Below are 15104 nucleotides of genomic sequence, written 5' to 3'. Positions count from 1 at the left end.
GCGGCACTATGAGCAAGCAGACCAAGGACAAGGACAAGAACCCCGGGCGCAAGCTCGTCGCGCAGCACAAGAAGGCGCGGCACGACTACCACATTCTGGACACCTATGAATGTGGCCTGGTGCTGACCGGCACCGAGGTGAAGTCGCTGCGGCAGGGGCGGGCGTCGCTGGTGGACGGATTCATCCAGATCGACCGCGGCGAGGCATGGCTGCACAACGTGCACATCCCGGAATACGCACAGGGAACCTGGACCAACCACAGCGCGCGCCGCAAGCGGAAGCTGCTGATGCACCGCGCGGAGATCGACAAGCTGGAGTCCAAGAGCCAGGAGTCCGGCCACACCATCGTGCCGCTGGCCCTCTACTTCAAGGACGGCCGGGCCAAGGTCGAGATCGCGCTGGCCAGGGGAAAGAAGGAGTACGACAAGCGGCAGACGCTGCGTGAGCAGCAGGACCGTCGTGAGACGGACCGGGCGATTTCGGCGGCACGGCGGCGGCAGCGGGCCTGAGAGTCCCCTGCCGGGGCCGCCGGGGAATATGCTGGCGACGTCGTCCGTTGTTCACGTACGATGGCAGCGCACCCCAGGAGGGTGCATGTGGCACCTTTATCGGTGCTTGATAAAAAAACATGGGGATGATCGGTTTCGACAGCGGATGTCGAAGCAGGGGAAGCGAGTCGAGGAAGCGGCAATGATCTCGTTAACCATATGTCGCAACCAATAATCGCCAACACCAAGCGCGATTCCTTCGCCCTCGCTGCCTAAGTAGCGACTTGCGAAGTGTCAGCCCGGGGCTGTTCCCGACCCGGATCCTGGCATCAGCTAGGGAACTAAACTTCTAGACCCGGTCACGGGGTCCAGAAGGAAATCAAACAGTGGCTGGGCCCGTCGGAGACTTGTTCGCGTGATCTCCGGGGCCGAGAAAATCGCAGCGAACTGCACTCGGAGAAGCCCTGATTCTGCACCGTTGGACGCGGGTTCGATTCCCGCCATCTCCACAATTCCCATGTGAGGCCCAGGCCCCGTGTGTCCGAGAGGACACCGGGGCCTGAGTCGTTTATCGCTCCGCAACGAAACGGCCGGCATTGCTCGGCAACGAAACGACCAGGGCGAGAGCGGCCGCCACGGCGGGCACGACATACGCCGGGCCCGGCCCCGCCAGGTGATCCACCGCCCAGCCACCCACCGCCGAGCCCGCCGCGATGCCCGCCAGGAGAGCGGTGACGGCCAGTGTCATGCCCTCGTTCAACTGAGCCGCCGGAGTACGGGATTGGACCAGGCCCATACCGGTGACCATCGTCGGGGCGGTCACCATCCCCGCCAGCAGCAGCGCGACGGCCAGGGTCGGCAGGCTCCCCGTCGCGGCGGCCGCCAGGGGCAGCAGCATCAGGACGGCCATGGCGGCCAGGCAGCCCAGGAACCTCCTGCCCGCCGCGCCCGCAGGCCGCAGCAGACCATAGAGCAGGCCCGCCGCGCAGGAACCGGCCGCCTGGAGCGCGAGCATGCCGCCGGCCACGCCCCGTACACCATGATCGTCCGCGAACGCGATCGTCACGACTTCGAGCGAACCGAAGATCGCGCCGGTGGAGAGGAAGGTGACGAGGAGGGGCGGCAGCCCCGGGAGGCGGAGCGGCGAACGAGGACGGACGGCCGTCTTGGGCGCGACGGGCGGCTCGGTGGAGCGCTGCGCCGCGAAGAGCAGCACCCCGGCCAGCAGCAGCGCCGCCGCCACCGCCGTACCCGCCTCCGGGAAGAGGGCGGTGCACAGCAGCGTCGCCAGCACCGGACCGAGCATGAAGCACAGCTCGTCCGCCGCCTGCTCGAAGGAGTTCGCGGTGTGCCGGGCGGCCGGATCGTCACGGAACAGATGCGCCCAGCGCGCCCGGGACATCCCGCCCGTGTTGGGCGTGGTGGCCGTGGCGGCGTACGAGGCGAACAGGGTCCAGGCGGGCGCGTCATAACGCACGCAGAGGAGGAGGGAGAGCGAGCCGAGGGCGGCGAGAGCGGTGGCCGGGACGGCGATACGGGCCTGCCCATAGCGGTCGACCAGACGGGCCGTCCACGGTCCGACCAGCGCCGTCGCCGCCAGCCCGGTCGCCACGACCGCACCGGCCAGCGCATACGAGCCACGCGACCCCGCGATCATCAGGACCGCGCTGACGCTGAGCATGCCCATGGGAAGCCGGGCCAGCAGGTTGGCGACGGTGAACGCCCGGGTCCCCGGCACGGCGAAAATCCGACGGTACGGGGCGGCGAGGGCACGCACCCGCCCACGGCCACGACGGACGCGCCGGCGCGGCCGTACGGGAGGGGCGGCGGCAGGGCGGGCGGTGACAGGGCGGGCGGTGACGGGTCGGGCGGCCAGGAAGAGGATCATGCCCTCTACGGTCGCGGCAGCACCCACCGCACGTCCAACACCTGATCAGCGCCAATTCACGCACCTGCGTTGTCAATTCGGCAAGCAGTCCCGCGCGCCGTTCAGTGCCAGGATGAGCCCGTGCCGTACGACATAGACCCCCGGCTGCTGCGCGCCTTCACCGCCGTCGCCGACGAACTCCACTTCACCCGCGCCGCCGCCCGCCTGTACACCGCCCAGCAGGCACTGAGCCGCGACATCCGACGCCTGGAACGGGAGCTGGGAGCCGACCTGTTCGTCCGCACCACACGCCAGGTCGCCCTCACCGCGGAAGGCGAACGCCTGCTCCCCTACGCACAGCGGGTGTTGGCGGCACACGACGAGCTGGCGGCCGCCTTCCGCGCGGACCCCGAGCGACCGCTGCTGGTCGACGTCGGCGTGCCGATCGGCACCGCGCACCGAGTGCTGGAGGACGCCCGCCGCCGGCTACCGGACAGCTGCGAACTGGTCGCCCGCTTCCACAGCGGCCTGACCGGCGCGGCCGGCGAACTCCTGGCCGGACGCCTGGACGTCTCCTTCGGACGCTTCGCCGCACTGCCGCACACCGTACGGGCCGAACTCGACCACCAGCCCGTCCGACTGGAGCCCATGACCGTACTGCTCGACGAGAACCACCGGCTGGCCGCCCGCACCACCGTCCCGCTCGCCGAACTCGCCGGCGAAACGCTCTACGCCGGCGCCGGAAACCCCCAGACCGCCGAATGGACGGACCTGGCCGCCCGCCTCTTCGAAGGCCGGGGCATCGCGATGGCCGCACCGTTCCCGGAAATCGACGGCTCCCGCGAATTCACCCGCGTGGTACGCAAACAGGGATGGGCGGTACTGGCCAGCGTCGAATTCATCGACGTACCGGGAATGGTGCTACGGCCCCTCGTCGACCCCGTACCGCTCTCCCCGATCGCCATGGTGTGGCGACGCGGGCTACGCCACCCCGGACTCGACGCGCTGCGCGCCGCCGCACGTGAACTCGGCGAAAAAGACGCCTGGTTGGCGAAACCCGAATCCGACTGGTGGCTGCCGGAAACGGACGCCACGGCAATGGGCCTGCGCTGATTTCGGGCCCTCAGGCAACCCCGAGCCCGCGAAACCCTTCCTTAACGGCAGGGAATCTTACGCGGAACGAACAGGGGGAGTCGTGCGTCGACGATCACTACTCGCGGCGACGGCCGCGCTCACTTTGACCGTCACCCTAGGCCTGGGACTCATCGGCTGCGGCTCACCACGCATGGCCGCCCTGCACGCCGACTGCACGACGAAGAACCTGCGCTGGAAACTCACCCTGCTGAAGAAGAAGCCGCACAGCGCACAGCGTGATGCGCGGCTGTCCAGCATCAACAAGGGCCCGGGAGCGTGTGTCTTCCGCGGCTTCCCGGTCTTCGCGGTCCACGTCGGCAAGGGCCCCATGTCCGACGGCAAGGGGCGCGGCCAGACCATGCCCATAGACCTGCGGCGCGGCGGCACGGTGACGACCGCACTGCGCTACAAGGACTCCGACCGGGCCACACAGCCCGAGGGCTGCCTCGTCAGCAACGACACGGCGGTGGTCGGCGCGCCGCGCGACACGGGATACGGACGGCCGATAACCGCTCGGGACGAGGCGGGCAGGCGGGCCCAGATGAACATCTGCGAGGACGTCGTCTGGATGAGCCCGCCCAAGGAAGTTGCCGAGTAGCCCCGGTTACGCGCCCGTTGCGGCTGCGGCGGCAGCTGCGTCCGCCGCGAACGCGGTGAACTCCGCCCAGGCGGCGGGGGAGAGGTCCAGGTGCGGCCCGTCCGGGTCCTTGGAGTCACGGACATGGACGGTGGTGGGGTGGGCGGAGACTTCGATGCAGGCGCCGCCTTCGCCGCTGCTGTAGCTCGACTTCCGCCAGTCGTAGGCGACTTCGATGCAGGCGCCGCCTTCGTCGCTGCTGTAGCTGGACTTGAACCATTTCAGGTTGGTCATTGCTCTCCTAGCAGCCGCTCCAGCAGGCCCTTGGTTTCCTCTGCGTTGAGGGCCTGCATCCTCAGCATTCCATACTTCTGAGTGAGGATGCTGACGTAGTCGGGGTCGGCGTGAAGCTCGCTGCTGCGGTGGATCTCGGTGTAGGCGAGGTGCTCATGGTCCGGGGTCTCCAGGAGTACGAATGGTCCCGCGAGCCCTGCGTGAGCCTCGCAGCTGAGCGGCAGGACCTGGATCGAGACACCGGGGAGGTCGGCGCATTCACGAAGGTGTCGGAGCTGATCGCGCATGACACGGACGCCGCCGAGGCGAGCGAGCAGCATCGCCTCGGAGATTACGAAGCTGGCATTAACCGGCCGCTGCTTGTGCAGGATCTGCTGGCGTTCCAGACGGGCCGCGACCCGCTGCTCGATCTCGTCTTCGTTGAGGGGCGGAATGCTGCAACGGAACGTGGCGCGCGCGTAGTCCTCGGTCTGGAGCAGGCTGGGGATGACGCCGTTCTCGAACCAGCAGAGCGAAATGGCCTCCTGCTCGCGGTTCATAAAGTCCTCGGCCCAAACCGGAAACTTCTCCCGCTTCGGCAGCCTCTCCACTCCCACCGCCAGCGCCCCACCCGTACGTAGCACCTCGTCGATCTTCTCCGCCAGGTGCGGCAGCAGCGGCCGCCGCCCCTGCTCGATCGACCCGATCGTCTGCTCGGACGCGCCCGCGCGTTTCCCCAGTTCACCTTGCGTGAGTCCGGCATTGACGCGGAACAGCGCCATGATCGCGCCGAGGACTTCAGTGTTCGCGGACTGCCTGTTCATTGGTTTCATGCCCTACCCACTCCCCCTGTGACGGCCATCGTGACCGTCCGTGCACTCGTACTCTCTCTGGGTACGGGTCGCACCCTCACCGCACACCACACCGCCCCGTGAGAGCAAGGTTTCGCGGCGGTCACTTCCCGCCACGGGCCGGAAACGCGCCGTCCCTAACTTCGAAGCGAGGGTGCTGCCGCACGGGCAGCCGGGGCTGCTGATCGGGAGGCGCGATGTCCGGGCGTGAGGGAGGCCGATGGATCCAGGAGTGGGATCCGGAGGACGAGGGGTTCTGGCAGGAAAAAGGCGAGAAGATCGCGCGGCGGAATCTGATCTTCTCGGTGCTTTCCGAGCACATCGGGTTCTCCGTGTGGAGCCTGTGGTCGGTGATGGTGCTGTTCATGGGGCCGGAGTACGGGTTCGACCCGGCCGACAAGTTCTTCCTGGTCGCGGTGCCGACCCTGGTCGGCGGTGTGCTGCGGGTGCCGTACACCTTCGCGGTGGCGAAGTTCGGCGGGCGTAACTGGACGATCATCAGCGCGCTGATGCTGCTGGTGCCCACCATCGCAGCCTGGGTGGTGATCGAGCCGGGCACGTCGTACAGCACGTTCATCCTGGTCGCGGCGCTCGCCGGGGTCGGCGGCGGTAACTTCGCCTCCTCGATGACCAACATCAACGCCTTCTACCCGCTGCGGAAGAAGGGGTGGGCGCTGGGCCTGAACGCCGGTGGCGGCAACATCGGCGTACCGGTCATCCAGCTGGTCGGACTGCTGGTCATCGGCACGGCGGGTGCCACGCAGCCGCACATCGTGCTGGGGGTCTACATCCCGCTGGCGGTCGTCTCGGCGGTGCTCTGTGCGCTGTTCATGGACAACCTCGCGCCGGTGAAGAACGACACCGGCGCGGCCAAGGACGCGGCCCGTGACGCGCACACCTGGATCATGGCGGTGCTGTACATCGGCACCTTCGGGTCCTTCATCGGCTACAGCTTCGCGTTCGGGCTGGTGCTGCAGAACCAGTTCGCGCAGACGCCGCTGCAGGCCGCGTCGCTCACCTTCATCGGGCCGCTGCTCGGCTCGCTGATCCGGCCGGTCGGCGGCAAGCTCGCGGACCGCTTCGGCGGGGCGCGGATCTCCCTGTGGAACTACGTGGCGATGGGCGCTGCCACGCTCGTCGTGATCTACGCCTCGGCGCAGAAGTCGCTGCCGATCTTCCTGGTCGGCTTCATCTCGCTGTTCGTGCTGACCGGTCTGGGCAACGGCTCCACGTTCAAGATGATCCCCGGCATCTTCCAGGCCAAGGCGCAGCGCATGGGCCTGTCCGGTGAAGAGGCCGCGTCCTACGGGCGCCGGCTCTCGGGTGCGTCCATGGGGCTGATCGGCGCGGTCGGTGCGCTCGGCGGCCTGGGCATCAACCTCGCCTTCCGGCAGTCGTTCATGACGACGGGTTCCGGGACCCCGGCGTTTGTCTCCTTCCTGGCCTACTACGCCCTGTGCGTGGGTGTGACCTGGGCCGTATACCTGCGGCGGGCGGGGCGCGCACCGGTCGCGGCCGAGGCGGATGCGGCCGGGGCGGGCGAGGAGTCGCGGCGGCCGGTGTTCGCCGAGGTGTGACGCGGGCCTCGGCGCAGCGAGCCTACGTAACAGTCGGGAAATGTTGAGGGACCGTGCCTGTCATGTGCTGTTGACAGGCTCGGTCCCAGGCTCGGTCCTCCTCATACGACCGGATGGTTCGACATGCGACCGGACGGTTGGACTCGACGGTTCGATTCGACAACAGAGCGTGGGAATGAATCACTCTCCGTAATTGTTGCCGTAATTAGGAAGTCGAGGAGGAGGCGGCGAGCAGGCAGTGAGCAGCAGGCAGTGAGCGAGGCGCGCGAACAGTGGGCCGAGGTCCTGTCCGGGCCTCTCAGGGCCTGTCCTGCCGGACTCACCAGAGCCCGACAGGACCTCGTCCGGACTCATCGGAGCCCGGTCGTGCCTCGTCCGGACTCACCAGAGTCCGGCCGGGCCTCGTACCGCCAGAGCCGCGGCGGGACGAGGAGCACCATGCACCACACCACTCTGGGCGGAGCGGGACGATCATGATCGATCAGCAGCAGATTCACGGGGAGCCGATCCACGACGCGCAAGGCCACGGCGAGCAAGCCCACGGGGGGCAGGGCCGCGCTGCGCAGGACCACGGGTCGCAGGGGCACGAGGAGCAGCCCCAGCCGGCCGCGCCCACGCCCGCGTCGGCGCCGGCCGTGCGCCCGCTCGACGGGTTCACCGTCGGCGTGACCGCGGCCCGCCGTGCCGAGGAGCTGGGCACGCTGCTGGAGCGGCGCGGCGGCCAGGTGCTGCACGCGCCCGCGCTGCGCATCGTGCCGCTCCCGGACGATGCCGAGCTGCTTGAGGTGACCAGATCGCTGATCGAGGACGCGCCGGACGTCGTCGTGGCGACCACCGCCATCGGGTTCCGCGGCTGGATCGAGGCCGCCGAGGGGTGGGGGTTCGGCGAGGAGCTGCTGGCCCGGCTGTCCGGGGTGGAGCTGCTGGCGCGCGGCCCGAAGGTGCGCGGTGCGATCCGGGCGGCCGGGCTGACCGAGAAGTGGTCGCCGGCGTCCGAGTCGATGGCGGAGGTACTGGACCGGCTGCTGGAGGAAGGCGTGTCCGGGCGCCGGGTCGCCGTACAGCTGCACGGGGAGCCGCTGCCCGGGTTCGTCGAGGCGCTGCGTGCCGGTGGCGCGGAGGTCGTCGGCGTGCCCGTCTACCGGTGGATGCCGCCGGAGGACATAGGGCCGGTGGACCGGCTGCTCGACGCGGTGCTGAGCCGCGGGGTGGACGCGGTGACCTTCACCAGCGCGCCGGCGGCCGCGTCATGGCTGCGGCGCGCGGAGGAGCGCGGCATCCGGGACGAGGTGCTGGAGGCGCTGCGGCAGGACGTACTGCCGGTGTGCGTCGGGCCGGTCACGGCGCTGCCGCTCCAGGGGTACGACGTCCCGACGCTCCAGCCGGAGCGCTTCCGGCTCGGGCCGCTGGTGCAGCTGCTGTGCCGGGAACTCCCGGGCCGGGTGCGGTCGTTGCCGGTCGCCGGGCGGCGGCTGGAGATCCGTGGGCATGCGGTCGTGGTGGACGGTGAGCTGCGGCCGGTGCCGCCGGCCGGGATGGCGCTGCTGCGCGCGCTGGCCCGCCGGCCCGGCTGGGTGGTGTCGCGCGCGGACCTGCTGCGGGCGCTGCCGGGGGCGGGGCGGGACGAGCATGCGGTGGAGACGGCGATGGCCCGGCTGCGGGTGGCGCTGGGCGCGCCGAAGCTGATCCAGACGGTCGTCAAGCGGGGATACCGGCTGTCGCTGGACGCGCATGCGGACACGAACAAGTACAGCGGGGTGTGAGGCGGGGGCGGGTACGCACCGGGGGGCGCGTACCGCGGGGGGTGAGGGCGTAGCCAACGGGGGAGGACGTAGGGCGCCGGGGGCGAGGACGTAGGGCGCCGGTGGGAGGGGATGCGGCTCAGGTCGGGTTGTTGACGCGGATCTTGGACTGGCCGTGCGGGCGCTTTTCCCAGTCGTCCATGAAGCGGGCCTCCAGGCCGTACTTACGGGCCAGGTTCAGCAGGGTCTCGGTGCGGTAGTAGAAGTCCTCGCGCAGCACCTGGTGTTCGGCGCCCTCGGTGCGGTCGAAGGTGAAGTCGAAGAAGCCGCCGGGCGCCAGGATTCGGCCGACGTGCGCGAGGCATTCCTCGATGACGTGGATCGGCGAGTGCGAGAAGACGCTGTGCGCGTGGACGACGTCGAAGTGGCCGGCCGGGAGGAAGTCCAGCTTGAGGTCCTGAGTGATCGTCAGGTGCGGGAGCTTGTCCTGGAGTTCGTACGTCGTCAGGGTCCGCTTCGCCGATATCAGGATATCTGGCGAAATGTCGATGCCGTAGTAGTTGCCGCTGTCGAGGTGGGCGATGAAGCGCCAGCCCGCCCGGAGGTTACCGCAGCCGATGTCGAGCATCCGGTGGCCGGGCTTGAGGCCGTGCTCCGTCAGGTAGGCGAACTGCATCTCGCCCAGCGCCAGCCAGCGTTCATGGCTGCGGCTGCCGACCGCGGCTTCCGGGTTGCGGCCGGTGTCGGAGGCCATCACCGCGCGGTAGTAGTCCACATGGTCCGGGTGCTTGAGGCGCAGCCAGGTGTCCCGTGCGGTGCGCTTCACGTACGGGGTGATGCGTGCCGGATTGCGGACCGCGTAGCCGATTTTGTGGGTGAGGCTGGCGCGGTTCTTGAGCAGCGATACGGGCGAGAGACGCGACGGCGAGAGGCGCGCCGGCGATATGCGGGACGGCGATATTCGGGACGGCGATGTGCGTGACATGGCGGACCTTCGGCTGGGAGGGCTTGTGCACAGTGCGCACGGCAGGGGTCGTGCGCACTGTGCACGAGGCGCGGATCATGGCTATGCATGCACTGTATACATGCTGCGTCTACTCCGGGTGTCTACCTCGGTTTTCTCCGGCGGGTACCGGCCACGGAGGGTTCCGGGCGGCTCATGCGCGGGGCACTCTGGGGGCACACGCGTTTGTTCGCTAAGGAGTGACGGGCACATGGCGGCGCCTCACGACCTGCGGTTCGACTGCGGGCGGATCTGCCTGGATCTGGTGGCCACGACCGACGGCACGCCCGCCGAACGGCTCACCCGACCCGAGGACCTGACGGCCTGGCTGGTCGGCGCGGGGGTGGTGCCGCACGGCGCCCCGCTGGACGGCGTCGACGGCGGCTGGGTCACCCGCTTCCGCGCGCTGCGCGGCCTGTTGCGCCGTGTGGTGCACGACGAACTCCGGGGCCGGGCGGCCGACGCCGACCTGACGCTGCTCAACGCTACCGCCGAGGCCGGTGACCCGCCCGCCGTGCGGGCCGTACGGGCGACGGACGGCGCCCTGACCTGCGAGTTCACCGGCCTGCCGGACTGTGCGGGGCTGCTGGCCGCGGTGGCGCGGGACGCCGTCGCGCTGCTCACCGACGCGGAGGCGCGCGGGCAGCTGCGGCAGTGCGAGGGCGAGAGCTGCTCGCGGGTCTATCTGGACACCTCCCGCGGCCGGCGCCGCCGTTGGTGCTCCAGCGAGGTGTGCGGCAACCGGGAGCGGGTGGCGCGGCACCGGCGGCGGACGATGGAGCGGGGCGAGGGCGGGGCCGCCGCGACCGGTTCCCCTTCCCCGGCTTCCTCCGCCCCGTCCGCCTCCGCCCCGGCTTCTCCTGCCCCGTCCTCCTCCGCCCCCGCTTCCTCCCTCACCGCTCCCTCCGCCCCCGCTTCCCCGCCCGCCGCGAAATTCTTCGCCGGACCCTGAACGCGCCGCCCGTCCCGCCCGTATTCCTCATCGCACGGACCCGCGGCGGTTTCCCCCCGACTGCCCCCCAAGACAGTCGCCGCCGCGGGTCCGTACAAGTCCGATTCATGGCATGATCCCGGGCGCGCACCGGTGATCCGCGCTATCGACCCGGGAGTTGGAGTGCGCAAGGATGCCGGGGTGGCAGACAGGACGACACCTGACGAGGAGCTCATGCGAGCCCTCTACGACGACCACGCGGGACCGCTACTCGCCTTCGTCCTGCGGCTGGTGGCGGGCGACCGGCACCGTGCGGAGGACGTGGTGCAGGAGACGCTGGTGCGGGCCTGGCGTAACGCCGACCAGTTGCAGCGCGCGACCGGCTCGATCCGGCCATGGCTGGTGACCGTCGCCCGACGGATCGTCATCGACGGTCACCGCAGCCGCAAGGCCCGGCCCCAAGAGGTCGATCCGACACCCCTGGAGACGATGCCCGCCGCCGATGTCATCGATCGGGCGCTGCGCCTGATGACGATCTCGGAGGCGCTGGGTGATCTGAGCCAGGCCCACCGAGAGGCCCTCGTCGAGACGTACTTCAAGGAGCGTACGGTCAGCGAGGCGGCGGAGGTGCTGCGCGTACCGGCCGGGACCGTGCGGTCCAGGGTCTTCTACGCGCTGCGTTCCCTGAGGCTCTCCCTTGAAGAACGAGGAGTGACGGAGTGATCCCGCCCACGCAGCCGGACCGGCACAGTGACGTCGGCGCGTACGCGCTGGGCGTCCTGGACGCCGTCGACGCCGAACGGTTCGAGGCGCATCTCGCCGGGTGCGACCGGTGCGCAGCCGAACTCGAAGAGCTGATGGGGCTGGCGCCGCTGCTCGCCGAGTTCAAGGAGTCCGCCCCGACGCCGCAGACCCTCACCGCGGTCCCCGGGCCCGGTCTGCTGGACGGGCTGCTGGGCGAGGTCGCCGCGACCCGCCGCGCCCGTGGCCGGCGCCGGCTGTATCTGGTGGCCGCGGCGGCCGTACTGATCATCGGCGGGCCGCTCGCCGCGGTCGCCCTGACGACGGACCGTGCCGGGGGCGACGTCACGCCGCCGCTGGCGAACGCCGCCCGCGCGCAGTTCGACCAGGGCGAGAAGGTGGCGTCCGTCGACCCGGTCACCAAGGTCGCGGCGGGCGTGTCCATGGCGTCCAAGACCTGGGGCACTCAGGTCGTCCTCCAGCTCGCCAACGTCAAAGGGCCGCTGACCTGCGATCTCGTCGCGGTGGGCAAGGACGGGCGGCAGGAGGCGGTCACCACTTGGGCGGTCCCCGAGGGCGGCTACGGCATCAAGGGCAGCACCGCGAAGTGGAACCGGGAGCCGCTGTACGCCACGGGTGGCGCGGCCCTCAATCGCGGTGACATCGACCGCTTCGAGGTCCGCACGCTGGAGGGCAGGCGGCTGGCGACGGTGCGGGTGTGAGGGCGGACCGTGCGGGTGTGAGGGCGGACCGAGGGCGGACCGTGCGGGCCGGTCGGCCGGTCGGCTGATCCGCCGGGCCGGCCGGGACGGTCCCGGGTGCCCATCCGGTCGGGTTTCGCGCCGCGCCCGCGTCAACATCCGACCGAACACGCCCAAATTTGTCCCTTTAGCCAGGTGCGCGCGGTGGCCGGTTCGCGTACGGTTGACGGCTGCCCTACGCACAGCAGAAGGGGGCCTGGGTGGCCGCGCAGAACGCCACGCACGCACCGGATCACACACCGGACACCACCGGGGAGTCCGTTCGCGACCGCGAGATCGAGGCCGAGCAGACGCACCTGGACCGCGTCTACCGGCGCCTCGAGGAGAAGATCCACGAGGCCGAGTTCCTGATGGACGACGCCGCCAAGCGCGGCCAGGTCGGCACGCCCGGCGCGCTCGCCGAGCGGGACGCCCAGGTCTTCCAGGCCGGCATGCATCTCCATCGCCTGAATTCCGAGTACGAGGACTTCCTCTTCGGCCGGGTCGACCTGCTCCTGGGCAAGGACGGCCAGAAGGGCCCGGACGGCGCCTACACCTCCGTCGAGCCCGCCGACGGCGCGATCGAGAACAACCGCGCCGAGATCGCCGAGACGCTGCACATCGGCCGCCTCGGAGTCCTCGACGCGGACTACTCGCCGCTGGTCATCGACTGGCGGGCGCCGGCCGCCGCGCCCTTCTACCGCGCCACCCCGGTCGCCCCGGGCCGGGTCGTCCGCCGCCGCGTCATCCGCTCCAAGGGCCGCAGGGTGCTGGGCGTCGAGGACGATCTGATGCGCCCGGAGATCACCGCGACGCTGGACGGCGCGGAGCTGCCGGCGATCGGTGACGGCGCGCTGATGGCCGCGCTCGGCCGGGCCCGCAGCCACACCATGCGGGACATCGTGGCCTCCATCCAGGCCGAGCAGGACATGGTGATCAGGGCGCCCGCCGCGTCCGTCACGGAGGTCGAGGGCGGTCCCGGTACGGGCAAGACCGCCGTGGCGCTGCACCGTGCCGCCTACCTCCTCTACCAGGACCGGCGCCGCTACGCGGGCGGCATCCTCATCGTCTCCCCGACGCCGCTGCTGGTCGCGTACACCGAAGGCGTCCTGCCGTCCCTCGGCGAGGAGGGCCAGGTCGCCATCCGGGCGCTCGGCTCGCTGGTGGACGGGGCCGAGGCGACCGCGTACGACCCTCCGGAGGTGTCCCGGATCAAGGGCTCCAGCCGGATGCAGAAGCTGCTGCGCAAGGCGGCCCGCGGGGCGCTGGAACTGGCGGTGCCGGGGGCGGGCGCGGCGCCGGAGCACGACGGGAACGGTGTGGGCACGGGCGGCGAGAACGCCCAGCTGTCCCTGGAGGACCTCTTCGAGACGGCCGGGGACGACGCCGAGCGGGGCGCGGCCGGCGGCGGTCGCAGACGGCGGTCCAGAGCCCCGCGCCCCGGACCGGGCCCCGCCCTGCCGACCGCACCCGCCGTGAGCCCGCCGTCCCGCCTGCGCGTCGTCGCGTTCGGCGGCCGGATCGAGCTGCACGCCGACGAGCTGCGCGCCATCCGGCAGTCCGCGCTCGGCGGGACCGCACCGGTCAATCTGCTGCGCCCGCGCGCCCGCCGGCTGATCCTCGACGCCCTGTGGGCCAAGTCGGGTGCCGCCCGCCGCTACACGGATCCCGAGCTGGCCGCCGAGGCCCGCCAGGGCTTCGACGAGGACATCACCACCGAGTCCGATTTCCAGGAGTTCCTGGACGCCTGGTGGCCGGAGCTCACTCCGCGCGGGGTGCTGGCCGCGATGTCCGACGAGCGGGTGCTGGGGCGTTGGGCGCGGCGTGTCCTCAACCCGCGTGAGGTGCGCCAACTCGCCCGTTCGCTGCGGCGGCTGGACGCCGAGGGGCACGGTCCGCTGTCCGTGCACGATGTCGCGCTGCTGGACGAGCTCCAGTTGATCCTCGGTGCGCCGATGCGGCCGGCGAAGCAGCGGGAGGTCGACCCGCTGGACCAGTTGACGGGCCTGGAGGAGCTGTCGACCTTCGCGGACCGTAACTCCGGTGGCCGTGGCCGGCGGGAGCGGCTGGAGGAGGAACGTACCGACTACGCCCATGTCATCGTCGACGAGGCGCAGGATCTGACGCCGATGCAGTGGCGGATGGTCGGCCGGCGCGGCCGGCACGCCACCTGGACCGTGGTCGGCGACCCGGCGCAGTCCTCGTGGTCGGACCCGGACGAGGCGGCGGTCGCCCGCGACGAGGCGCTCGGCGCGCGGCCGCGCCGCCGCTTCACGCTGACCGTGAACTACCGCAACCCGGCGGAGATCGCCGAGCTGGCGTCCCGGGTGCTGGCGCTGGCGATGCCCGGGATGGCGTCGCCGAAGGCGGTCCGTTCGACGGGACTGGAGCCGCGGTTCACGGTCGCCGTGGACGGCGCCGGCGCCGGGGCCGGGACCGGGGCCGGGACCAGGTCTGTGGACGACGCGGAGCTGGCCAAGGCGACGGTGGCGGCGGCCGAGCGGCTGCTGGGCGAGGTGGACGGCACGGTCGGTGTCGTGGTCGCCATGAACCGCCGTGAGCAGGCCCGTAGTTGGCTGGCCGGGCTCGGGGACCGGGTGGTGGCGCTGGGCTCTCTGGAGGCGAAGGGGCTGGAGTACGACGCGACGCTGGTCGTCTCCCCGGCGGAGATCGCCGACGAGTCGCCGGCCGGGCTGCGGGTGCTGTATGTGGCGCTGACCCGGGCCACCCAGCAGCTGACGGTGCTGTCCACCGGGCGCGACGAGCCGGACGCGGACGGGGTGCCGGACCTGCTGCGCGACTGAGGCGCCGGGGTCCTGGCGCGGCCGGGCGGTCCGGACAACTGGGCGGTCTGGGCGGTCTGGGCCGTATGGTCGCCGCCGTACGAGGGGTTTGGAAACCGGCTCCCCGGGACGGGATTCCCTTCCGGGGATGGTTTGTTAGCCTTGGTGACGGCACCGGCTCGATCCAAGCCCCCGGGCCCAACCATCGTCGCTACGAGCGACCACTTGCCGCGAGGCGAGCATGGCGGGTCGGTGCCGCTGACTGTATGAGAGGTCCACGTCACTCCGGTGACGTGGACCTCTTTTGTTGCGCCAGGAGCTTCTCGTATGGTGGAAGTTGTTTTCCGAACGTGCCCGTCTCCGTGAACAAAACGTTCGCAATACGGGGCGGCTACCG

13 protein-coding genes and 1 other RNA gene are annotated in these 15104 nt (G+C 70.7%); 10 read left to right on the top strand and 4 right to left on the bottom strand.

The window, feature by feature from the left end:
• Positions 1–8: 8 nt before the first annotated feature.
• Positions 9–509 (top strand): SsrA-binding protein SmpB, encoded by a 501-nt coding sequence (smpB, locus tag FCH28_RS12490; RefSeq protein WP_136739868.1) that lies wholly within the window; start codon positions 9–11, stop codon positions 507–509.
• 121 nt (positions 510–630) lie between these two features.
• Positions 631–1000, top strand: a transfer-messenger RNA (tmRNA) gene (gene ssrA / locus FCH28_RS12485).
• Positions 1001–1056: 56 nt separating this feature from the next.
• Here ssrA and FCH28_RS12480 read toward each other — a convergent pair.
• The gene (locus FCH28_RS12480) at positions 1057–2376 is read right to left on the bottom strand and encodes an MFS transporter (RefSeq protein WP_136739867.1); all 1320 of its coding nucleotides are present in this window, start codon (positions 2374–2376) and stop codon (positions 1057–1059) included.
• Between the two features lie 120 nt (positions 2377–2496).
• Here FCH28_RS12480 and FCH28_RS12475 point away from each other — a divergent pair, with 120 nt between their 5' ends.
• Together FCH28_RS12475 and FCH28_RS12470 are read left to right on the top strand one after the other, a co-directional pair.
• Positions 2497–3468 carry a LysR family transcriptional regulator gene (locus FCH28_RS12475; protein ID WP_136739866.1) on the top strand — a complete coding sequence of 324 codons (972 nt, stop codon included), beginning with the start codon at positions 2497–2499 and terminating at the stop codon, positions 3466–3468.
• Positions 3469–3550: 82 nt separating this feature from the next.
• On the top strand, positions 3551–4087 hold the full coding sequence (locus FCH28_RS12470) for a DUF4232 domain-containing protein (protein ID WP_136739865.1): 537 nt from the start codon (positions 3551–3553) through the stop codon (positions 4085–4087).
• Positions 4088–4093: 6 nt separating this feature from the next.
• On the opposite strand, the gene FCH28_RS12465 is transcribed toward FCH28_RS12470, so the two are convergent.
• Together FCH28_RS12465 and FCH28_RS12460 are read right to left on the bottom strand one after the other, a co-directional pair.
• Positions 4094–4360: a DUF397 domain-containing protein gene (locus FCH28_RS12465; RefSeq protein ID WP_136739864.1), complete on the bottom strand. Its 267-nt coding sequence runs from the start codon at positions 4358–4360 to the stop codon at positions 4094–4096.
• The gene (locus tag FCH28_RS12460) at positions 4357–5172 is read right to left on the bottom strand and encodes a helix-turn-helix domain-containing protein (RefSeq protein WP_136739863.1); all 816 of its coding nucleotides are present in this window, start codon (positions 5170–5172) and stop codon (positions 4357–4359) included. The genes FCH28_RS12465 and FCH28_RS12460 overlap by 4 nt, the downstream gene beginning before the upstream one ends.
• 215 nt (positions 5173–5387) lie before the next feature.
• Here FCH28_RS12460 and FCH28_RS12455 point away from each other — a divergent pair, with 215 nt between their 5' ends.
• Complete coding sequence (locus FCH28_RS12455) at positions 5388–6767, top strand: nitrate/nitrite transporter (RefSeq protein WP_136739862.1); 1380 nt, start codon at positions 5388–5390, stop codon at positions 6765–6767.
• 473 nt (positions 6768–7240) lie between these two features.
• Positions 7241–8530, top strand: coding sequence for a uroporphyrinogen-III synthase (locus FCH28_RS12450; RefSeq protein ID WP_246102679.1), 1290 nt, complete (start codon positions 7241–7243; stop codon positions 8528–8530).
• 118 nt (positions 8531–8648) lie between these two features.
• On the opposite strand, the gene FCH28_RS12445 is transcribed toward FCH28_RS12450, so the two are convergent.
• Positions 8649–9494, bottom strand: coding sequence for a class I SAM-dependent methyltransferase (locus FCH28_RS12445; RefSeq protein WP_246102677.1), 846 nt, complete (start codon positions 9492–9494; stop codon positions 8649–8651).
• A gap of 229 nt (positions 9495–9723) precedes the next feature.
• Here FCH28_RS12445 and FCH28_RS12440 point away from each other — a divergent pair, with 229 nt between their 5' ends.
• The 4 genes from FCH28_RS12440 to FCH28_RS12425 all read left to right on the top strand — a co-directional run bounded on the left by FCH28_RS12440 (position 9724) and on the right by FCH28_RS12425 (position 14728).
• Complete coding sequence (locus tag FCH28_RS12440) at positions 9724–10464, top strand: CGNR zinc finger domain-containing protein (protein ID WP_136739861.1); 741 nt, start codon at positions 9724–9726, stop codon at positions 10462–10464.
• A 162-nt stretch (positions 10465–10626) separates the two neighbouring features.
• Positions 10627–11166, top strand: a complete 540-nt coding sequence (locus FCH28_RS12435; protein ID WP_136739860.1) for a sigma-70 family RNA polymerase sigma factor — start codon at positions 10627–10629, stop codon at positions 11164–11166.
• Positions 11163–11906 carry an anti-sigma factor gene (locus FCH28_RS12430; protein WP_136739859.1) on the top strand — a complete coding sequence of 248 codons (744 nt, stop codon included), beginning with the start codon at positions 11163–11165 and terminating at the stop codon, positions 11904–11906. The genes FCH28_RS12435 and FCH28_RS12430 overlap by 4 nt, the downstream gene beginning before the upstream one ends.
• A gap of 239 nt (positions 11907–12145) precedes the next feature.
• A complete protein-coding gene (locus FCH28_RS12425; RefSeq protein WP_136739858.1) occupies positions 12146–14728 on the top strand; it encodes a HelD family protein in 2583 nt (860 codons plus the stop codon).
• Positions 14729–15104 lie beyond the last annotated feature (376 nt).

This window comes from Streptomyces piniterrae (assembly GCF_005048155.1).
Taxonomy (GTDB): domain Bacteria; phylum Actinomycetota; class Actinomycetes; order Streptomycetales; family Streptomycetaceae; genus Streptomyces; species Streptomyces piniterrae.
Note: the sequence above shows the minus strand (reverse complement) of the source record. Positions and strands in the feature narration are given on the sequence as shown.